The following is an 18,539-nucleotide window of genomic DNA, read 5'->3' on the forward strand; positions in this document are numbered from 1 at the left end:
GCTTAGAACTGGTCGTCGAAACGCTTGGCCAGGTCCTCGATGTTCTCCGGCGGCCAGTCCACGACATCCATGCCGAGGTGCAGGCCCATGCCCGAGAGCACTTCCTTGATCTCGTTCAGCGACTTGCGGCCGAAGTTCGGGGTGCGCAGCATCTCGGCTTCGGTCTTCTGGATCAGGTCGCCGATATAGACGATGTTGTCGTTCTTCAGGCAGTTCGCCGAACGCACCGACAGTTCCAGCTCGTCGACCTTCTTCAGCAGGCGCGGGTCGAATTCCAGACCGTCCTCGGCATCCGAGCGGCTGGCGGTCTCGGGCTCGTCGAAGTTCACGAACACCGAAAGCTGGTCCTGGATGATGCGGGCCGCATAGGCCACCGCATCCTCGGGGCTGAGCGAACCGTCGGTCTCGACCTTCATGGTCAGCTTGTCATAGTCCAGCACCTGGCCCTCGCGGGTGGGCGTGACTTCGTAGCTGACGCGCTTGACCGGCGAGAAGATGGCGTCGATCGGAATCAGGCCGATGGGCGCATCCTCGGGGCGGTTCTTGTCGGCGGCGACATAGCCCTTGCCGTTGGCCACGGTCAGTTCCATGTGCAGCTCGGCGCCCTCGTCGAGGTGGCAGACGACATGGTCGCGGTTCAGGATGCTGATGCCGGCCGATTCCTGGATGTCGCCGGCCTTGACCTCGCCCGGACCCTTGGCCGAGAGCGTCAGGCGCTTGGGTGCGTCGACGTCCATCTTCAGCGTCACGCCCTTGAGGTTCAGGACGATGTCGGTCACGTCCTCGCGCACGCCGGGGACAGACGAGAATTCGTGCAGCACATTGTCGATCTGCACCGAGGTGATGGCCGCGCCCTGCAGCGAGGACAGCAGCACGCGGCGCAGCGCGTTGCCCAGCGTCAGGCCGAAGCCACGCTCAAGCGGTTCCGCCACGACCGTGGCGACGCGGGACGAATCGGCGCCCGGCTTGACTTCAAGCTGGGTGGGCTTGATGAGTTCGGCCCAGTTCTTGTGGATCATGCGTTTGCCTCCATACCAGTTTCCGCCCCATGACCGTGGCCGGAAACGCCCGAGGTGAAATGCGTAAAGCGCGCCCCGCACGGGACTGCCCCGCGCAGGACGCGTCAAAATCCCGAGGGATCAGACCCGACGGCGTTTCGGCGGACGGCAGCCGTTGTGCGCGATCGGGGTCACGTCACGGATCGCCGTGATGTTGAAGCCGACGGCGGCCAGCGCGCGCAGCGCCGATTCGCGGCCCGAGCCGGGACCCTGGACTTCGACTTCCAGGGTGCGGACGCCGTGTTCCTGGGCTTTCTTGCCCGCGTCCTCGGCGGCCATCTGGGCGGCGTAGGGGGTCGATTTCCGCGAGCCCTTGAAGCCCATGGTGCCGGCCGACGACCACGAGATCGCGTTGCCCTGCACGTCCGAGATCAGGATCTTGGTGTTGTTGAAGGACGAGTTCACATGCGCCACGCCGGTGGCGATGTTCTTGCGTTCCTTGCGCTTGATACGGGTTTTATCGCGTGCCATGTCCGTTCCCCCTTACTTCTTCTTGCCGGCGATGGGCTTCGCCGGGCCCTTGCGGGTGCGGGCATTGGTGTGGGTGCGCTGACCGCGGACCGGCAGGCCACGACGGTGGCGCAGGCCACGATAGGAACCCAGATCCATCAGGCGCTTGATGTTCATCTGCGTCTCACGGCGCAGGTCGCCTTCGACGGTGTAGTTGGCGTCGATGTATTCGCGGATCTTCAGGACTTCGGCATCCGACAGCTCGTTCACGCGGCGGGACGGCTCGATGCCGACGGCGGTGACGATCTCATCGGCGAATTTCGAGCCGATGCCGTGGATATAGGTCAGTGCGATCGGGACGCGCTTCCCGGTCGGAATGTTGACGCCAGCAATACGAGCCACGCGTGCTTCCTTTTCTGCGTTGCGGTTCCGTAGCACCGGAACCTTTTTTCACAACCAAAGACCCGAAAGCATCGCCTCCGGGCCCTTGAACGGCCACCCCTTGCAGGGTGATTCTCATGCGAGATGCTGCGAATTAAGGGATTCGCAAGCCAAGGTCAACCCTAGGCCGGCAGCCGGTCCAGCACCTTGGCGACGGCGGCGGCGACCTCGTCGATCTCGGCCAGGCCGTCCACCGTGTGCAGATTGCCCTTGACGTAGTAATAGCCGATCAGCGGCGAGGTCTTCTTGTAATATTCCATCAGCCGGGTCTTGAGGCTGTCCTCGTTGTCGTCGGCGCGCCGGCGTAGGTCGGTCGAGCCGCAGACGTCGCATTTGCTCGGCTCCTTGGTCGGCTTGGTCTGGTCGTGATAAACCTCGCCGCAATTGCCGCAGGTGAAGCGGCCCGAGATGCGGCTGACCAGCGCGGCATCGTCCACCCGCATCTCGATCACCGCGGCGATCTGCTGGTCGGTCTCGGCCATCAGCGCCTGCAGCGCGTCGGCCTGGGCCAGCGTGCGCGGGAAGCCGTCGAAGATGAAGCCGTTGCCGCCCTGGCCCAGCTTTTCGCGGATCAGGCCGATGACGATCTCATCCGTGACCAGCTGACCCCGGTCCATGACCTCGGCCACGCGCTTGCCCATCTCGGTCTCCGAGCTGCGCGCCTCGCGCAGCATGTCGCCGGTGGACAGCTGGACCAGGCCGCGCTCCTCGATGAGGCGGCGGGCCTGGGTGCCCTTGCCGGAGCCGGGCGGGCCCAGCAGAATGATGTTGATCGCCATGTAATCGTCCCTCTCCTACCCTTTTTGGTGGGTTTCCCCTCAGCGCCGCGCCGGAGCCTTGCGGGGTTTGGCCGCCCCCGTCTTGCCCGAGCGCTTGCCGCGCAGTTGCGATTTCTCGATCAGACCCTCGTATTGATGGGCAAGCAAGTGGCTTTGCACCTGGTTGATCGTATCCATCACCACGCTGACCACGATGAGCACCGAGGTGCCGCCGAAATAGAAGGGGATCGCCAGCTGGTGGCGGATGATCTCGGGCAGCAGGCAGACCGCCGCCAGATAGGCCGAGCCGATCACCAGCACCCGGGTGACGATATAGCTCAGGTAATCCTCGGTCCGCTTGCCGGGCCGGATGCCGGGAATGAACCCGCCCTGGTTCTTCAGGTTCTCGGCCACGTCGTCGGTCTTGAAGCTGACGTTGAACGTGTAGAAATAGGTGAAGAACACGATCATCGCGCAGAAGAACAGCAGGTAGAGCGGCTGACCGGGGCCGAAATAGGCCAGGATCGTCGACATCACCGGGCCGGTCTGGTTGCCCGAGAAGGTCGAGATGGTGATCGGCAGCAGCAGAAGCGAGCTGGCGAAGATCGCCGGGATCACGCCGGCCGGGTTGACCTTGATCGGCAGGTGCGAGGACTGGCCGTCGTAGATCTTCATCCCGACCTGGCGGCGGGGATACTGGATGTGGATCTTGCGCAGGGCGCGTTCCATGAACACCACGAAGGCGATCACGGCCACCACCATCACGATCACCCCCAGGATCACCGGGGTCGAGATGGCGCCGGTGCGGCCCTGGGCCAGGAACTGCGCCAAGTGGCCCGGGATCTCGGCCACGATGCCGACGAAGATGATCAGCGAGATGCCGTTGCCGATGCCGCGGGCGGTAATCTGCTCGCCCAGCCACATCAGGAACATGGTGCCCCCGACCAGGGTGATGACCACCGAGGCGCGGAAGAACAGCCCCGGCTCATGCGCGAGGTTGCCGTGCTCCAGGCTGACGGCCAGGCCCCAGGCCTGGAACAGCGCCAGCGCCACGGTGCCGTAGCGCGTGTACTGGTTGATCTTCTTGCGCCCGGTCTCGCCCTCTTTCTTCAGCTGCTCCAGCGCCGGCACCATCGAGGCCATCAGCTGCACGATGATCGAGGCCGAGATATAGGGCATGATCCCCAGCGCGAAGACGCCCATCCGCCCCAGCGCGCCGCCGGTGAACATCGAGAGGATCCCGCCGATGCCGGCCTGGGCCTGGTCCATGAAGTTGCGCAGGCTCGCGCCGTCGATGCCCGGCACCGGGATATAGGTGCCGAGGCGATAGATGATGAGAAGACCAAGCGTGAACCAGATCCGCTGGCGCAGCTCGGTCGCCTTGCCGAGCGCGCCCCAGGACAGGTTCGCGGCCATCTGTTCTGCGGCTGACGCCATTGATGTGCCCCTTCATGGCAGCGCCGCCGGATCGTTTTCCGATCCCGCGGCGCTAAGGAAAACTTGGATAGCTATCTATTGGGCGCGGGCGGCCCCTTCAACAGCTTATTCGGCCGCGGCTTCTTCTTTCGCCGCGCGGGTAACGGTGATCTTGCCGCCGGCCTTCTCGATCGCCTCGGCGGCGGCTTTCGACGCGCCGGCGACAGTCAGGGTCAGGGCAGCCTTCAGCTCACCCTTGGCCAGCACACGCACGCCGTCCAGCTTGCGGCGGATGACGCCGGCCGCGACCAGCGCGTCCTCGGTCACCTCGGCCTTGGCGTCCAGCTTGCCGGCATCGACGAAGGCCTGCAGCTGGCCCAGGTTCACCACGGCGAAGTCCAGGCGATTCGGCTTGCTGAAGCCGCGCTTCGGCAGACGGCGATAGAGCGGCATCTGGCCGCCTTCATAGCCGTTCAGCGCGACGCCCGAGCGCGAGGTCTGGCCCTTGATACCACGGCCGGCAGTCTTGCCCTTGCCCGAGCCCGGGCCGCGCGCGACGCGTTTCTTCTTGCGGTTGGCGCCTTCGTTGTCGCGGATTTCATGCAGTTTCATATCGCTTCTCCTTGAGCCGGAAGCGCCCCATGAAGCGCAAGGGGGCGGACACGGCATTTCTTGCTTGTTGAGTCGGCAGATTTGCCGGCGCGCTGCGCGAATAGCCCATTGCGCGCCGCGCTACAAGAAATATTGTGGCTGAACAACGATTGCGCCCTTGGCCCTCTGAGCATGTCACTGACTACTAACGAACGACAGCACATCCGCCGTCTTCTCCGATGGGCGTTCGAAATCCTGCAGCACCTCGTACCGAAGCCCGTCGAAGTCGTCAGACAGGGAGGCTACACCTTTCGATATCGCGAACGGATGGTGGAGCAAGCGATGGTGCAAAAGCTTGCACGTGTCATCTCGGGACTTAGTGCGATCGAAGCTCTGAGCCAAGAAGGGTTCTTCCAAGAACAAGCAGCGCTCCAGCGAGTCCATGATGAACTGACTGAGGACATCGATTTCATGTGTCTTGCGTTATCTGCCGGCGAGCGGTGCGCAACGCTGGAACAGCTTATGGGTGCTTTTTATGCAGAGCCGATCAGTGAGCGAGGGGTGCAGCGTGCTCCGCTGAAGGGGCCGAACTCTCCACCACGAAAGAAGATTCGAGCAAGAATTGCCTCATTGGTGCAAAGTGCTGGATATTCCCACAATCACGTCAACGCTGGGGCTACCATAAGTCACGCCTATTCATCTTTTGTCCACGGGAGCTCCGAGGCAATAATGGATATGTATGACGGTAGATCAGGAAGATTTTTGGTCGATGGCATGCAATCGTCAGAGTTCGCAGAAGACCATCGCGCAGACGCCGATAACTATTACTTCCGGTCCGTCGTCGCGGTGGCTCAGGTCGCAATGATTCTTGAGGCCCACGAGGTTTTGATCCAAGTAAAGGCCGCTCACGATCAGATCTCCCTGCGAATAGGTATCACCGACTAGTGCAAAATCTCCCGCTTTGAGACGAGGCCGAGTCCCCTAGAACTCCAGCCACGTCCCCAGCTTCACCGCCCGCTCGTCCTGCCCGGTCAGCGGCTCGATCAGCCCCAGTTCCAGCTTCGCCGGGCCCCAGAGGTCGCGCACGGCCGAGATCGCCAGCTTGCCCGAGAAGCCGGTATCGTCACGATGCTCGAAACGGAACTGGCTGATCAGCATCAGCGTGTCGCGCGCGTGCCAGCCCAGCGTCAGGTCCAGCTTGTGCGTGGTCTCGGGCGTCAGATAGGTCGGGTCCTCCCAGATTACATTGGGCTCCTCGGGGTAGTCGCGGGTGATCGCGGCGAGTTTCGAGCGGGTCTCGACCGCCAGCCAGCCGCCGCCCGGGATGCGGCGCAACAGCGGAATGCTGTCGAAGCCGCGACCCCAGGCAGTGGCGAGTTGCGCCATGGGATGCGTGCGCCCATCGCGCTGGATTGCCCCGAGGCCAAGCGACACCGCCCAGCGGTTCGGCCCCTCGTCCCGGCCGAGCGCGCGCTGCCACCAGAAGAGCAGCGTGGTCTCGTCCCGGGTCCGGCCCAACTCCAGCCCCAGCGTGTTGCGCGGGCCGAGCCCGTATTCGGCGTAAAGCCCGGTGTGGCGGTTGTCGTCGCGGTCCTGTTCCAGCGACAGCGCGGCGAAGACCGCGCCGGGATCGCGCGCCCAGGGCCCGGCCGAAGCGGCCGAGGCCAGCAGCCACAGCGCCGCCAGACAGCAGATTATGCCGCGCATGTCCTGTCCCTTCGCCCCAACCCGACCGACGCCAGATTAACCAGACCTGGTTAGCGAAAGGTTAACGCGCAAAGCAAAACGCGCCCCGGATCGCTCCGGGGCACGTTCGCTGAATTCGCGAAGGCTGGGATCAGCCGCGCTCTTCGATGATCACGGCCAGATGCGGGATCTTGGCGACCATGCCGCGCACGGCCGGGGTATCTTCCAGCTCACGGGTGCGGTTCATCTTGTTCAGGCCCAGGCCTTTCAGCGTCTCGCGCTGGATGGCGGGGCGGCGGATCGGCGAACCGATCTGCTTGACGACGATGGTTTTGGCCATTGTTGCCTCTCCTTACGCTTCGACAGCGGCGTCAGCCGGCTTGTCGTTCGAGGGCAGGATCTCGGCCACTTTCTTGCCACGACGCTGGGCGACGTTGCGGGGCGAGGCCTCTTTCTTGAGACCGTCGAGCGTGGCGCGGATCATGTTGTAGGGGTTCTGCGAGCCTTGCGATTTCGCGACGACGTCCTGAACGCCCAGCATCTCGAACACGGCGCGCATCGGACCGCCGGCGATGATGCCGGTCCCCGGAACGGCGGTGCGCATGATCACCTTGCCGGCGCCATGACGGCCTTCGATGTCGTGGTGCAGGGTGCGGCCGTCGCGCAGCGGCACGCGAACCAGCGAGCGTTTCGCCTGCTCGGTGGCCTTGCGGATCGCTTCCGGCACCTCTTTGGCCTTGCCCTTGCCGAAGCCGACGCGGCCACGCTGGTCGCCGACGACCACCAGAGCGGCGAAGCCGAAGCGCTTGCCACCCTTGACGGTTTTCGACACGCGGTTGATCGCGACCAGACGGTCGGCGAATTCCGGGGTTTCTTCGCGCTCTTCGCGGCGACCCCGACGATTATCACGTTCTGCCATGAGGCATTCCTTATCAGGTTGGCGACAAGCGCCGGTTCATTCAATCCAGGTGGGCGCCCACGATGGAGCGCCCCCGGATCATCGGGGCGGCTGGAGAGCCGCCCACAGGATCAGAACTTCAGACCGCCTTCGCGGGCTGCGTCTGCCAGAGCCTTGATCTTGCCGTGGAACAGGAAGCCGCCACGGTCGAAAATGACTTCCTCGACACCGGCTTTCTTGGCCCGCTCGGCAATCGCGGCGCCGATTTTCGCGGCAGCCTCGACGTTGTTCTTGCCGACGACGCCCAGATCCTTCTCGAGCGACGAGGCGGCGGCCAGGGTGACCCCCTTCGCGTCGTCGATCAGCTGGACGCTGATGTTCTTGGAAGAACGGTGAACGGACAGACGCGGACGACCGTCCGAGATTGCCCGCAGTTTGTTCCGCACGCGCAGGCGGCGCTTCAGGAACAGCTCTCGTTTGTTCAGTGCCATTTCTCGCGCCCCTTACTTCTTCTTGCCTTCCTTGCGGAAGACGACCTCACCCTTGTAGCGGATGCCCTTGCCCTTGTAGGGCTCGGGGCGGCGCCACTCGCGGATGTTCGCGGCGACTTGGCCGACCAGCTGCTGGTCGATGCCTTCCACCACGATCTCGGTCTGCTTCGGCGAGGTGATCGTCACACCGTCCGGCGTTTCGAAGTTCACGTCATGCGAATAGCCCAGAGCCAGTTTCAGGGTCTTGCCCTGCATGGTGGCGCGGTAGCCCACGCCCTGGATCTCGAGCTCTTTCTTGAAGCCTTCCGACACGCCGACGGTCAGGTTCTCGACCATTGAGCGGGTCATGCCCCACTGCTGGCGGGCCCGCTTCGAGGTGCCGCGCGGCGTCACCTTGACCGAACCTTCTTCCAGCGACAGGGTCACGTCGTCGGTCGCGGTGAACGTACGGGCGCCTTTCGGCCCCTTCACCTCGATCGTCTGGCCCTTGATTTCAGCGGTCACGCCTTTCGGGAGGGCGACCGGTTTCTTACCAATCCGAGACATCTCTGCCCTCCTTAGAACACGGTGCAGAGCACTTCGCCGCCGACGTTGGCGTTGCGCGCTGCTGCATCAGACATGACACCCTTCGGCGTCGAGACGATGGAAACGCCCAGGCCGTTGCGGACCTGCGGGATTTCCTTGGCGCCGGCATAGACGCGGCGACCGGGTTTCGACACGCGGGCCAGTTCGCGGATGACCGGAGTGCCTTCGTAATACTTCAGGCTGATTTCCAGTTCCTTGTGACCGGCTTCGGTCGTGGTTTCTTCATAGCCGCGGATGTAACCTTCGGCTTTCAGCACGTCCAGAACCCAAGCGCGCAGCTTGGAGGCAGGCGTGCGAACGGTCGATTTGCCGCGCATCTGAGCATTGCGGATGCGGGTCAGCATATCGCCGAGAGGATCGTTCATCATTGTATATGCCCCCTTACCAGCTGGACTTGACCATGCCGGGGATCTGACCGAACGAGCCGAGCTCGCGCAGCATGATCCGCGACAGTTTCAGTTTCCGATAGTATGCGTGCGGACGGCCGGTCAGTTGGCACCGGTTGTGCAGACGCGTCGCCGACGAGTTGCGCGGCAGTTCAGCCAGTTTCAGGCTGGCCTTGAAGCGCTCTTCCATCGGCAGGGACTGATCGTGGACGATCTCGTTCAGAGCGGCGCGTTTGGCGGCGTATTTCTGAACCAGTTTCTCGCGCTTCTTCTCGCGCTCGACCATGGATTTCTTAGCCATATCTTCTTCCCTTCGCGATCAGCTGTTGAACGGCATGTTGAAATGCTTCAACAGCGACTTCGCTTCCGCGTCGGTCGGCGCGGTGGTGCAGATGATGATGTCCATCCCCAGAACTTCGTCGACCTTGTCGAAGTTGATCTCCGGGAAAACGATGTGCTCCTTCAGGCCCATGGCATAGTTGCCGCGGCCGTCGAAGGAGCTGCCCTTCACGCCGCGGAAGTCGCGGACGCGCGGCAGCGCGATGTTGATCAGGCGGTCCAGGAATTCATACATCCGGTCGCCGCGCAGGGTCACTTTCGCGCCCAGCGGCATTTCCTCGCGAACGCGGAAGCCGGCGATGGATTTCTTGGCATGGGTCACCACGGCCTTCTGGCCGGCGATGAGCGAAAGCTCCTCGGCGCCCTGCTTGACCTTCTTGGTGTCCTTGACCGCTTCGCCGATGCCCATGTTCAGGACGATCTTGTCCAGGCGCGGGATCTGCATGTCGTTCTTGTAGCCGAACTCTTCCTTCAGGGCAGCGCGGATGCTGTCCTTGAAAAGCGACTTCAGACGCGGGGTGTAGGTGGCTTGGTCCAGCATCAGATCACGTCTCCGGTGGTCTTGGCGAAACGGACCTTCTGGTCGCCTTCCACGCGGAAGCCGACGCGGGTCGCTTTGCCGTTCTTGTCCAGCAGCGCGAGGTTCGACAGGTCGATCGGCATGGCTTTCGCCACGCGGCCACCCTGCGAGGTCTGGCTTTGACGGGTGTGACGGATGGCGATGTTGACGCCGTCGACGATGGCCTTGTTGTCCTTGGGCATGACGGCGGTAATCTCGCCCTGCTTACCCTTGTCCTTGCCGGCCAGCACGACGACCTTGTCGCCTTTTTTCAGCTTGGCAGCCATCACAGCACCTCCGGCGCAAGCGAGATGATCTTCATGAAGTTCTTGGCGCGCAGCTCGCGCACGACCGGCCCGAAGATACGGGTGCCGACCGGTTCGCCCTGGTTGTTCAGGATGACGGCGGCGTTGCGGTCGAAGCGGATCGAGGTGCCGTCCTCGCGCTTCACTTCTTTGGCGGTGCGCACGACGACGGCCTTGCGGACGTCACCTTTCTTCACGCGGCCGCGCGGGATGGCCTCCTTGACGGAGACGACGATGATGTCGCCCACCGACGCATAGCGACGGTGCGAACCACCCAGGACCTTGATGCACTGCACCCGGCGCGCGCCGGAGTTGTCAGCGACATCCAGATTGGTCTGCATCTGGATCATAGGGTTACTCCCGACCTTTGGGGACCGGCCTGACCGGCCCCAGGGTATCGATTAAACTGGTGTCAGGCTTGGGCTTCGGCAGCGTCAAGCAGGACGGTCCAGCGCTTGGTCTTCGAGATCGGCGCGCATTCGACGATGCGAACGGTGTCACCGACCTTGAACTGGTTTTCCGCGTCATGGGCGCGGTATTTCTTGGACGACCGCACGGTCTTGTGCAGCAGCGGGTGCTTGAAGCGGCGCTCGACTAGGACGGTGACGGTCTGTTCGTTCTTGTCGCTGACCACACGGCCTTGCAGGATGCGTTTGGGCATGGACCGGACTCCTCAGTTCGCCGCCGCGGCTTCCGCCGCTTTCTGGTTCAGAATGGTTTTCACACGGGCGACGTCGCGACGGACGGCACGCATGCGAGCGGTCGATTCGAGCTGGCCGGTGGCCTGCTGGAAGCGCAGGTTGAACGCTTCCTTCTTCAGCGACAGAAGCTGCTCGCGCAGCTGTTCCGGCGACTTTTCTTTCAGTTCCTGCGCTTTCATGCGCCTGTTCCTTTCAACATCACCGGAGAGCCCCTGCATCGCAGGGCCACCCTGATTCCGGTGGAGTTTCGTGATGAAGCCGTGCCTATAGGCGCGTTTCCCAGCAAACACAAGGAATTTCTTTGCAGCCGCGGCGCGGCACACGCTTGACGATAGTAACGGCGCCGTTACCATCCTGCTCGGCATTTTAATCAAAAGGTATTCTTCATGGAACCTGCGGCACTGATCTTCGGTGGGCTGATCGCCCTTATGCTGGGCGTGGCGATTTTCGACGATGACGACGAACCGGATCGCGAACCGGAACCGGAACCGGAGCCCGAAATGGACGACCAAGGCCGCGTGACCGGCACCGACCGGGACGACGATCTTGCCTATGACGAAACCGCCTCGCCCTACCCGACCGAGATCCATGCCGGCGCCGGCAACGACACGGTCAGCCTGTCCCTGGGGGTCGATACCTATGGCGAGGATGGCGACGACGTGATCCTGATCGACACGTCCTATGGCAGCGTGATCGACGGCGGCGCCGGCAACGACCAGATCCGCGTGGACCGCGCGATCAAGACCGAAGTGCTGGGCGGCGATGGCGACGACACGATAAGCCTGATCGACCGCGCCATGGATGAGCCGAACGTGATCGACGCCGGCGCCGGAAACGACATGGTGCTGATCGCGAAAAGCCCTTCACTGGGCAGCGACTGGAACCACACCACCGATGTCACGCTGGGCGAAGGCGCCGACCATCTGCAACTGGACATGCAGCAGGGCGACATCAATCCGGGCCAGGCCGGTTCGGGCACGGCGGTCGAGGTCTCGGATTTCGACCCGACGCAGGACGTGCTGACCATCAACATCCCGGCGGCCGAGCAGAATTACCTTGGCCACAATGTGATCGCGCGCAATGGCGGCACCGAGATCGAATTGCGCTATCTCGGCCTAGATGCCGAGGAGGAGCCGATGGAATACCTCTCGATCATCCGCCTTGTGGGCGTGCAGAGCCTGCTGCCGTCCAGCTTCCATGTGGTGACCGGCTAGGCAAGGCAAAAGCCCCGCCATTCGCATGGCGGGGCCTTTTTCGGCGTCGCTTGACCAGGATTACCAGTCTTCGCGGGCGACGATGCGGGTCAGCACCGGCAGCTTCTGCGCGCCCAGGCGCAGGGCTTCGCGGGCGATGACGTCGTTCACGCCGTCGATCTCGAACATGATCCGGCCGGGGTGGACGCGGGCGGCCCAGAAGTCCACCGAGCCCTTGCCCTTACCCATCCGCACTTCGGTCGGCTTCGAGGAAACCGGCACGTCCGGGAAGATCCGGATCCAGACCCGGCCCTGACGCTTCATGTGGCGGGTGATCGCGCGGCGGGCCGCTTCGATCTGGCGGGCGGTCACGCGCTCGGGCTCGATCGCCTTCAGCGCGTAAGAGCCGAAGTTCAGGGCAAAGCCGCCCTTGGCTTCGCCGTGGATCCGGCCCTTGTGCTGTTTGCGGAACTTGGTCCGTTTCGGTTGCAGCATTTTGACTTCTCCTTAGCGCGCGTCGCGGTCGCGATCACGGCGCGGACCGCGCGGGGCCGGACCGTCCTGCGCCTCGGTGGCGCGGCGGTCGCGGGCCTGCGGGTCGTGTTCCATGATCTCGCCCTTGAAGATCCAGACCTTCACACCGATGATCCCGTAGGGGGTCGTGGCTTCCGACAGCGCATAGTCGATGTCGGCGCGCAGGGTGTGCAGCGGCACGCGGCCTTCGCGATACCATTCGGTGCGGGCGATTTCGGCGCCGCCGAGACGGCCCGAGACGTTCACCCGGATGCCCAGGGCACCCATGCGCATGGCGTTCTGCACCGAACGTTTCATGGCGCGGCGGAACGACACCCGGCGCTCGAGCTGCTGGGCGATCGACTCGGCCACCAGCTGGGCGTCCAGCTCGGGCTTGCGGACCTCGACGATGTTGAGGTGCAGTTCCGAGGCGGTGAAATTCGCCAGCTTTTTGCGCAGCGTCTCGATGTCCGCGCCTTTCTTGCCGATGATGACACCCGGACGCGCGGCATAGATCGTCACGCGGCATTTCTTGTGCGGACGCTCGATGATGACGCGGCTGACGCCGGCCTGCTTGGCTTCATCATGGATGAAGTCGCGGATCTTCAGGTCTTCCAGCAGCAGATTGCCGTAGTCCTTGTCGTCCGCGTACCAGCGGCTGTCCCAGGTGCGGTTGACCTGAAGACGCATCCCGATGGGGTTGACTTTCTGACCCATTACGCGCGCTCCCCTGCTTCGACGGCCTCGACCTGACGAACCTTGATGGTGATTTCCGAGAACGGCTTCATGATCTTGCCGTAACGGCCACGGGCGCGCGGACGGCCGCGTTTCATGACCAGGTTCTTGCCGACCCAGGCCTCGGCGACGATCAGGCTGTCGACGTCCAGGTTGTGGTTGTTCTCGGCGTTGGCGATGGCCGATTGCAGGCACTTCTTCACGTCGCCGGCGATGCGCTTGTGCGAGAAGGTCAGGTCGGCCAGGGCCTTGTCCACCTTCTTGCCACGGATCAGCGCCGCGACGAGGTTCAGCTTCTGCGGCGAGGTGCGAAGCATCTTGGTCTTCGCAAACGCCTCGTTCTCCGCCACGCGGCGCGGATTCTGTTCCTTACCCATGGGGATTACTTCCTTTTCGCTTTCTTGTCGGCGGCGTGACCGTAATAGGTCCGGGTCGGCGAATATTCACCGAACTTCTGGCCGATCATCTCTTCGGTCACGGCGACCGGGATGTGCTTGTGACCGTTGTAGACGCCGAAGGTCAGGCCGACGAACTGCGGCAGAATGGTCGAACGACGCGACCAGATCTTGATGACGTCGGACTTGCCGGCTTCGCGGGCTTTCTCGGCCTTGCGAAGCACATAAGCGTCGACAAAGGGGCCCTTCCAGATAGAACGTGCCATGGATTAACGCCCCTTCTTCGCATTACGCGACCGCAGGATATACTTGTCGGTCGATTTGTTCGAGCGGGTCTTGGTGCCCTTGGTGCCTTTGCCCCACGGGGTCACCGGGTGACGGCCACCCGAGGTCCGGCCTTCACCACCACCATGCGGGTGGTCGATCGGGTTCATGGCGACACCGCGCACGCTCGGGCGGATGCCCTTGTGACGGTTGCGGCCAGCCTTGCCGAGGTTCTGGTTCGAGTGGTCCGAGTTCGACACGGCACCGATGGTGGCCATGCATTCCTGGCGGACCAGGCGCAGCTCGCCCGAGGACAGGCGGATCTGGGCATAGCTGCCGTCGCGACCGACGAACTGGGCATAGGTGCCAGCCGAACGGGCGATCTGGCCGCCTTTGCCGGGCTTCAGCTCGACGTTGTGGACGATGGTGCCGATCGGCATGCCGCTGAACGGCATGGCGTTGCCGGGCTTCACGTCGACCTTGGCGCCGGCGATGACCTTGTCACCCACGGCCAGACGCTGCGGAGCCAGGATATAGGCCTGCTCGCCGTCTTCGTATTTGATCAGCGCGATGAAGGCGGTGCGGTTGGGATCGTATTCGATCCGCTCGACCGTGGCCGAAACATCGAACTTCGTGCGTTTGAAATCGACGATGCGGTAAAGACGCTTCGCCCCGCCGCCCTTGCGGCGCATCGTGATCCGTCCGGTGTTGTTCCGGCCGCCGTTCTTGGTCAAACCCTCGGTGAGGGATTTGACCGGGCGCCCTTTCCAAAGCTCCGAACGGTCGATCAGAACCAGCCCACGCTGGCCAGGCGTCGTCGGCTTATACGACTTGAGTGCCATGCTCTCTGTCTTCCGTTGCTTTGGACCGTAGCTGGTCCGTTTCAGTCAAAAATGGACGGCCCCGCTGCCGGGGCCGTCGATTCGCGGCTTCTTATCAAAGACCGGTCGAGACGTCGATGCTGTTGCCAGCTTCCAGCATCACATAGGCCTTCTTGACGTCCGAGCGCACGCCCGGGCGGCCGCGGAAGCGCTTGGTCTTGCCCTTGGTGATGGTCGTGTTCACGGCCTTCACCTTGACGTTGAACAGGGCCTCGACGGCCTGCTTGATCGCCGGCTTGTTCGAATCCTTGGCCACCTGGAAGACATAGGCGTTGGCGTCAGCCACCAGCGTCGCCTTCTCGGTGATCAGCGGCTTCACGATCACGTCGTAATGTTCGGGTTTCACGCTCATTTCAGGCGAGCCTCCAGAGCTTCGACACCGGCGCGCGTCAGCACGAGCGTGTCGCGACGCAGGATGTCATAGACGTTGGCACCGATCGAGGGCAGCACGTCGACGCCTTCGAGGTTGCGGGCGGCGCGGGCGAAGTTCTCGTTCACTTCGGCACCGTCGATCACCAGCACGCGCTTCCAGCCGTTTTCCTTGACCGCCTTGGCGACGGCCGAGGTCTTGGCTTCGGCAATGTTCAGGCTGTCCACGATGACCAGCTCACCCGCCGCGACTTTCGCCGACAGCGCGTGCTTCAGGCCAAGCGCGCGGACTTTCTTCGGCAGGTCGAAGGCGTGCGAGCGCGGGGTCGGGCCCTTGTAGACGCCGCCGTGACGGAAGGTCGGCGCCTTGCGGGAACCGTGGCGGGCGCCGCCGGTGCCTTTCTGGCGATAGATCTTCTTGGTCGAATAGCTGACGTCCGACTTGCCCAGCACCGAATGGGTGCCGGCTTGGGCTTTCGCACGCTGCCAGCGCACCACGCGGTGCAGCAGGTCGGCGCGGGGCTCCAGACCAAAGATGTCGTCGCTCAGGTCGATGTCGCCGGCCTTGCCGGAATCGAGCGAGATCACATCGAGTTTCATTTGCTCTCTCCTTCGGGCGCGGCATCGTCAGCGGACTTGTCCGCTTCGATCGAGGCCTGGGCTTCGGCCAGAGCAGCCTCTTGCGCGGCGGCTTCGGCTTCGGCAGCGGCCTTGCGGGCGGCTTCTTCCTCGGCGGCAGCGGCAGCGGCGGCTTCTTCGGCCAGACGCGCGGCTTCCTTGGCCTTCGAGCGGGTCGCGGCGGGGAAGATCGTGGTTTCGGCCAGCGGCTTCTTCACGGCGTCCTTGATGGTGACCCAGCCACCTTTCGAGCCCGGAACCGAGCCCTTGACCATGATCAGGCCACGGTCGGCATCGGTGCGCACGACTTGCAGGTTCTGCGTGGTGACGCGAACGGCACCCAGATGACCCGCCATCTTCTTGCCCTTGAACACCTTGCCGGGGTCCTGGCACTGGCCGGTCGAACCGTGCGAGCGGTGGCTGATCGACACGCCGTGCGAGGCGCGCAGACCACCGAAGTTGTGACGCTTCATCGCACCGGCAAAGCCTTTACCGATCGAGGTACCGGCGATGTCGACGAACTGACCCGCGAAATAGTGATCGGCGATGATTTCCTCGCCCACGTCCACCAGGTTTTCCTCGGCAACGCGGAATTCCGCGATCTTGCGCTTGGGCGCGACATTCGCCTTGGCGAAATGGCCACGCAGAGCGGCGGTCGTGCGCTTGGCTTTCGCCTCGCCCGCGCCGAGCTGCAGAGCCACGTAACCGTCTTTGTCGGTCGTGCGCTGAGCGATGACCTGCACATTATCGACGTGCAGAACGGTGACGGGAACTTGACGTCCGTCTTCCAGGAACAGCCGGGTCATGCCCAGCTTCTTGGCGATAACACCAGTCCGAAGCATGATGACCCCCTTAGACCTTGATCTCGACATCCACGCCGGCGGCGAGGTCGAGCTTCATCAGGGCGTCAACGGTCTGCGGGGTGGGATCGACAATGTCGAGCAGACGCTTGTGGGTGCGGATTTCCCACTGGTCGCGCGATTTCTTGTCGATATGCGGGCCGCGCAGAACGGTGAATTTCTCGATCTTGTTCGGCAGCGGGATCGGACCACGAACCGTAGCGCCGGTGCGCTTGGCGGTGTTCACGATTTCCTGCGTGCTGGCATCCAGGACGCGATAGTCGAACGCCTTCAGCCGGATGCGGATATTCTGGCTTTGCATAGACTTCCCTCTTGCGGGGAGTTCCAGTTGAGAGGCTGACAGCACACCATGCCCCGCCAGCGTCGAACCGTATAAAACAACAGCAGGCCGCCTTGGCGGCGGCCCTGCCTGATGGCCACCGATTCTCGAGAAACCGGCAGCGATGCGGTCCTATGCCGGAAAAGCCCCACCAGGTCAAGCATCGGCTGGCCTATCGGTCAGCAGACAATACCCAGGTTACGGAAGCAGCGATCCTGCACCTCTCGCCGGTTGCGACATAGGCAGTATCGCCGGCCAGACGCCGCGCCCGCATGCATGTGATATCGGCCACGCAAACCTGGTCCGGGACCTCGACGTCCTACTGCCGATCCAGAGTGCTGTCGACCATGATCGCCGGCTTGCCGCCATAAGGCGGCAGGGCGGCGCTTGTAGCCAACCTGCGCCTTGATCCCCGCCGGCAGCGCCAAGCTGGCGACGGTTCGCACAGATGCTTTCGCCCGCTTCAGGAAAGCGAGAGAGCCGCCGCAGCCCAACGTTTGCCAAGCTCCGCGCAATCCTCAGTTGGACCGCCGATCAGGCACTCTCAGAGCTGTTCCACCAGTTGGTTCGACAATCATAGACACTCCATAGACTTCATGATCGACCATATGTAATCCGGGGCAGGCACTCAAAACGGCCGGTCAGCCCGGCCTCATACGACACGGACTTGAAGCAACTGCAGGAAGAATGGTGGGACGCATATGACACGTCGGACTCTCGTCACCGGAGGCGCAGGCTTCATAGGCAGCCATCTTGTCGATCGTCTTGTGACAGCCGGCGAGCAGGTCATCGTGTTGGACGACCTCTCCAGCGGAAACCGGGAAAATCTGCCCCCTGAGGCCGAGCTCGTCATCGGCGATATCACCGACGGCGCGATGGTCGGCGAACTGATGAACGGGGCAGACAGTGTTTTTCATCTGGCAGCGCTGGTATCGGTCCAGGAATGCATAAAAGACTGGGAGCGTGGCCATCGCATCAACCTGGAGGCAACAATCGGACTGTTTCGCGCCGCTGCCAAGGCTCGGCCGGGCGGGGTGCCGGTGGTCTATGCTTCCTCGGCCGCCGTATATGGCGACCGGTCCGGGACGATGTGTCGCGAGAGCAGCGTGCCTGCCCCCATATCACCCTACGGCGCCGATAAGCTGGGCTGCGAGCATCAGGCCCGGGCAATGGCGGAAATTCATGGGCTGCCTTCGGTCGGTCTGCGCTTTTTCAATGTCTATGGACCCCGCCAAGACCCGCGTTCGCCCTATGCCGGGGTGATTTCGCGATTCTGCGCGAACCGCCTGACCGACGCTCCTCATACCGTATTCGGCGACGGCGGCCAAAGCCGCGACTTCATCTATGTTGCCGATATCATCGAAGGGCTGATCCAGGCCCGCGCTCATGCCGAAACCCGCGGAGGCGCCAGCGTCTTCAACCTGTGCACGGGAATCGAGACCACTCTCCTCGCCCTTGCTGCGGAAATTGATGGCGTGGCTGGCCGCGATCCGTCCCCGATCCTTCGCGCCGACCCGCGCCCGGGAGACATCCGCATGTCGCTGGGCGATCCGTCGGAAGCGGCGCACGCGCTCGGATTCTCCGCTGGAACCGACATCCGCACCGGGCTGGGTCAGCTGTGGACCTCTCTGACCGGGGAACGGGAGCGCTGACATTGCAGCCGGCCCTTTTGCGCGCTCCTGGCGGCGAGGCGCGCGCCCGGCAGGACATCGGTATGGAAGAGCAATT

The 18,539-nt window shown here is 63.3% G+C and carries 30 protein-coding genes; 3 read left to right on the forward strand and 27 right to left on the reverse strand.

What is annotated here, in order from left to right; genetic code table 11:
* Positions 1-2: 2 nt before the first annotated feature.
* The 6 genes from JCM7685_RS13615 to rplO all read right to left on the reverse strand — a co-directional run bounded on the left by JCM7685_RS13615 (position 3) and on the right by rplO (position 4,735).
* The gene (locus JCM7685_RS13615) at positions 3-1,019 is read right to left on the reverse strand and encodes a DNA-directed RNA polymerase subunit alpha (RefSeq protein ID WP_074966078.1); all 1,017 of its coding nucleotides are present in this window, start codon (positions 1,017-1,019) and stop codon (positions 3-5) included.
* Between the two features lie 120 nt (positions 1,020-1,139).
* Positions 1,140-1,529: a 30S ribosomal protein S11 gene (gene rpsK, locus JCM7685_RS13620; RefSeq protein ID WP_011747123.1), complete on the reverse strand. Its 390-nt coding sequence runs from the start codon at positions 1,527-1,529 to the stop codon at positions 1,140-1,142.
* A gap of 12 nt (positions 1,530-1,541) precedes the next feature.
* Positions 1,542-1,910, reverse strand: a complete 369-nt coding sequence (gene rpsM, locus JCM7685_RS13625) for a 30S ribosomal protein S13 (protein WP_074966077.1) — start codon at positions 1,908-1,910, stop codon at positions 1,542-1,544.
* Positions 1,911-2,071: 161 nt separating this feature from the next.
* Positions 2,072-2,728 carry an adenylate kinase gene (locus JCM7685_RS13630; RefSeq protein ID WP_074966076.1) on the reverse strand — a complete coding sequence of 219 codons (657 nt, stop codon included), beginning with the start codon at positions 2,726-2,728 and terminating at the stop codon, positions 2,072-2,074.
* Positions 2,729-2,767: 39 nt separating this feature from the next.
* On the reverse strand, positions 2,768-4,144 hold the full coding sequence (gene secY, locus JCM7685_RS13635; protein WP_074966075.1) for a preprotein translocase subunit SecY: 1,377 nt from the start codon (positions 4,142-4,144) through the stop codon (positions 2,768-2,770).
* Positions 4,145-4,249: 105 nt separating this feature from the next.
* Positions 4,250-4,735 carry a 50S ribosomal protein L15 gene (gene rplO, locus JCM7685_RS13640; RefSeq protein WP_074966074.1) on the reverse strand — a complete coding sequence of 162 codons (486 nt, stop codon included), beginning with the start codon at positions 4,733-4,735 and terminating at the stop codon, positions 4,250-4,252.
* 171 nt (positions 4,736-4,906) lie between these two features.
* Between rplO and JCM7685_RS19625 the strand changes: the two genes are divergently transcribed.
* A complete protein-coding gene (locus JCM7685_RS19625) occupies positions 4,907-5,659 on the forward strand; it encodes a hypothetical protein (protein WP_139218059.1) in 753 nt (250 codons plus the stop codon).
* A gap of 36 nt (positions 5,660-5,695) precedes the next feature.
* On the opposite strand, the gene JCM7685_RS13655 is transcribed toward JCM7685_RS19625, so the two are convergent.
* From JCM7685_RS13655 to rpmC, 12 genes are all read right to left on the reverse strand, one after another.
* Positions 5,696-6,421, reverse strand: coding sequence for a hypothetical protein (locus JCM7685_RS13655; RefSeq protein ID WP_074966072.1), 726 nt, complete (start codon positions 6,419-6,421; stop codon positions 5,696-5,698).
* Between the two features lie 130 nt (positions 6,422-6,551).
* Positions 6,552-6,740, reverse strand: coding sequence for a 50S ribosomal protein L30 (gene rpmD / locus JCM7685_RS13660; protein ID WP_011747117.1), 189 nt, complete (start codon positions 6,738-6,740; stop codon positions 6,552-6,554).
* A gap of 12 nt (positions 6,741-6,752) precedes the next feature.
* The gene (rpsE, locus tag JCM7685_RS13665) at positions 6,753-7,319 is read right to left on the reverse strand and encodes a 30S ribosomal protein S5 (RefSeq protein ID WP_074966071.1); all 567 of its coding nucleotides are present in this window, start codon (positions 7,317-7,319) and stop codon (positions 6,753-6,755) included.
* Positions 7,320-7,429: 110 nt separating this feature from the next.
* Positions 7,430-7,789 carry a 50S ribosomal protein L18 gene (gene rplR, locus JCM7685_RS13670; protein WP_074966070.1) on the reverse strand — a complete coding sequence of 120 codons (360 nt, stop codon included), beginning with the start codon at positions 7,787-7,789 and terminating at the stop codon, positions 7,430-7,432.
* A gap of 12 nt (positions 7,790-7,801) precedes the next feature.
* On the reverse strand, positions 7,802-8,335 hold the full coding sequence (gene rplF, locus JCM7685_RS13675) for a 50S ribosomal protein L6 (protein WP_074966069.1): 534 nt from the start codon (positions 8,333-8,335) through the stop codon (positions 7,802-7,804).
* Between the two features lie 11 nt (positions 8,336-8,346).
* On the reverse strand, positions 8,347-8,739 hold the full coding sequence (gene rpsH / locus JCM7685_RS13680; protein ID WP_036744838.1) for a 30S ribosomal protein S8: 393 nt from the start codon (positions 8,737-8,739) through the stop codon (positions 8,347-8,349).
* Between the two features lie 16 nt (positions 8,740-8,755).
* The gene (gene rpsN / locus JCM7685_RS13685) at positions 8,756-9,061 is read right to left on the reverse strand and encodes a 30S ribosomal protein S14 (RefSeq protein WP_074966068.1); all 306 of its coding nucleotides are present in this window, start codon (positions 9,059-9,061) and stop codon (positions 8,756-8,758) included.
* An 18-nt stretch (positions 9,062-9,079) separates the two neighbouring features.
* Positions 9,080-9,640, reverse strand: coding sequence for a 50S ribosomal protein L5 (rplE, locus tag JCM7685_RS13690; RefSeq protein ID WP_017999566.1), 561 nt, complete (start codon positions 9,638-9,640; stop codon positions 9,080-9,082).
* Complete coding sequence (gene rplX, locus JCM7685_RS13695) at positions 9,640-9,945, reverse strand: 50S ribosomal protein L24 (RefSeq protein ID WP_074966067.1); 306 nt, start codon at positions 9,943-9,945, stop codon at positions 9,640-9,642. Before rplX ends, rplE begins: the two co-directional genes overlap by 1 nt.
* Positions 9,945-10,313, reverse strand: coding sequence for a 50S ribosomal protein L14 (rplN, locus tag JCM7685_RS13700; RefSeq protein WP_010400243.1), 369 nt, complete (start codon positions 10,311-10,313; stop codon positions 9,945-9,947). Before rplN ends, rplX begins: the two co-directional genes overlap by 1 nt.
* A 62-nt stretch (positions 10,314-10,375) precedes the next feature.
* The gene (gene rpsQ / locus JCM7685_RS13705; RefSeq protein ID WP_017999564.1) at positions 10,376-10,624 is read right to left on the reverse strand and encodes a 30S ribosomal protein S17; all 249 of its coding nucleotides are present in this window, start codon (positions 10,622-10,624) and stop codon (positions 10,376-10,378) included.
* 12 nt (positions 10,625-10,636) lie between these two features.
* Positions 10,637-10,843, reverse strand: a complete 207-nt coding sequence (gene rpmC, locus JCM7685_RS13710) for a 50S ribosomal protein L29 (protein WP_074966066.1) — start codon at positions 10,841-10,843, stop codon at positions 10,637-10,639.
* A 207-nt stretch (positions 10,844-11,050) separates the two neighbouring features.
* On the opposite strand from rpmC, the gene JCM7685_RS13715 reads away from it, so the two are divergent.
* On the forward strand, positions 11,051-11,878 hold the full coding sequence (locus JCM7685_RS13715; RefSeq protein WP_074966065.1) for a hypothetical protein: 828 nt from the start codon (positions 11,051-11,053) through the stop codon (positions 11,876-11,878).
* Positions 11,879-11,938: 60 nt separating this feature from the next.
* On the opposite strand, the gene rplP is transcribed toward JCM7685_RS13715, so the two are convergent.
* The 9 genes from rplP to rpsJ form a co-directional block, all read right to left on the reverse strand.
* On the reverse strand, positions 11,939-12,352 hold the full coding sequence (rplP, locus tag JCM7685_RS13720) for a 50S ribosomal protein L16 (protein ID WP_074966064.1): 414 nt from the start codon (positions 12,350-12,352) through the stop codon (positions 11,939-11,941).
* Between the two features lie 12 nt (positions 12,353-12,364).
* Positions 12,365-13,087: a 30S ribosomal protein S3 gene (gene rpsC / locus JCM7685_RS13725; RefSeq protein ID WP_074966063.1), complete on the reverse strand. Its 723-nt coding sequence runs from the start codon at positions 13,085-13,087 to the stop codon at positions 12,365-12,367.
* Positions 13,087-13,482 (reverse strand): 50S ribosomal protein L22, encoded by a 396-nt coding sequence (rplV, locus tag JCM7685_RS13730; RefSeq protein ID WP_074966062.1) that lies wholly within the window; start codon positions 13,480-13,482, stop codon positions 13,087-13,089. The genes rpsC and rplV overlap by 1 nt, the downstream gene beginning before the upstream one ends.
* A 5-nt stretch (positions 13,483-13,487) precedes the next feature.
* On the reverse strand, positions 13,488-13,766 hold the full coding sequence (gene rpsS, locus JCM7685_RS13735; RefSeq protein ID WP_017999558.1) for a 30S ribosomal protein S19: 279 nt from the start codon (positions 13,764-13,766) through the stop codon (positions 13,488-13,490).
* 3 nt (positions 13,767-13,769) lie between these two features.
* On the reverse strand, positions 13,770-14,606 hold the full coding sequence (gene rplB / locus JCM7685_RS13740; RefSeq protein ID WP_074966061.1) for a 50S ribosomal protein L2: 837 nt from the start codon (positions 14,604-14,606) through the stop codon (positions 13,770-13,772).
* Positions 14,607-14,700: 94 nt separating this feature from the next.
* Positions 14,701-14,997, reverse strand: a complete 297-nt coding sequence (locus tag JCM7685_RS13745; protein WP_074966060.1) for a 50S ribosomal protein L23 — start codon at positions 14,995-14,997, stop codon at positions 14,701-14,703.
* Positions 14,994-15,614 (reverse strand): 50S ribosomal protein L4, encoded by a 621-nt coding sequence (gene rplD / locus JCM7685_RS13750; protein ID WP_062561258.1) that lies wholly within the window; start codon positions 15,612-15,614, stop codon positions 14,994-14,996. Before rplD ends, JCM7685_RS13745 begins: the two co-directional genes overlap by 4 nt.
* Positions 15,611-16,474: a 50S ribosomal protein L3 gene (rplC, locus tag JCM7685_RS13755; RefSeq protein ID WP_074966059.1), complete on the reverse strand. Its 864-nt coding sequence runs from the start codon at positions 16,472-16,474 to the stop codon at positions 15,611-15,613. Before rplC ends, rplD begins: the two co-directional genes overlap by 4 nt.
* A gap of 10 nt (positions 16,475-16,484) precedes the next feature.
* Positions 16,485-16,793, reverse strand: a complete 309-nt coding sequence (gene rpsJ / locus JCM7685_RS13760) for a 30S ribosomal protein S10 (RefSeq protein WP_042247848.1) — start codon at positions 16,791-16,793, stop codon at positions 16,485-16,487.
* A gap of 719 nt (positions 16,794-17,512) precedes the next feature.
* On the opposite strand from rpsJ, the gene JCM7685_RS13765 reads away from it, so the two are divergent.
* Positions 17,513-18,463 (forward strand): NAD-dependent epimerase/dehydratase family protein, encoded by a 951-nt coding sequence (locus JCM7685_RS13765; RefSeq protein ID WP_074966058.1) that lies wholly within the window; start codon positions 17,513-17,515, stop codon positions 18,461-18,463.
* Positions 18,464-18,539 lie beyond the last annotated feature (76 nt).

The sequence above is a fragment of the Paracoccus aminovorans genome (assembly GCF_900005615.1).
GTDB classification, from domain to species: domain Bacteria; phylum Pseudomonadota; class Alphaproteobacteria; order Rhodobacterales; family Rhodobacteraceae; genus Paracoccus; species Paracoccus aminovorans.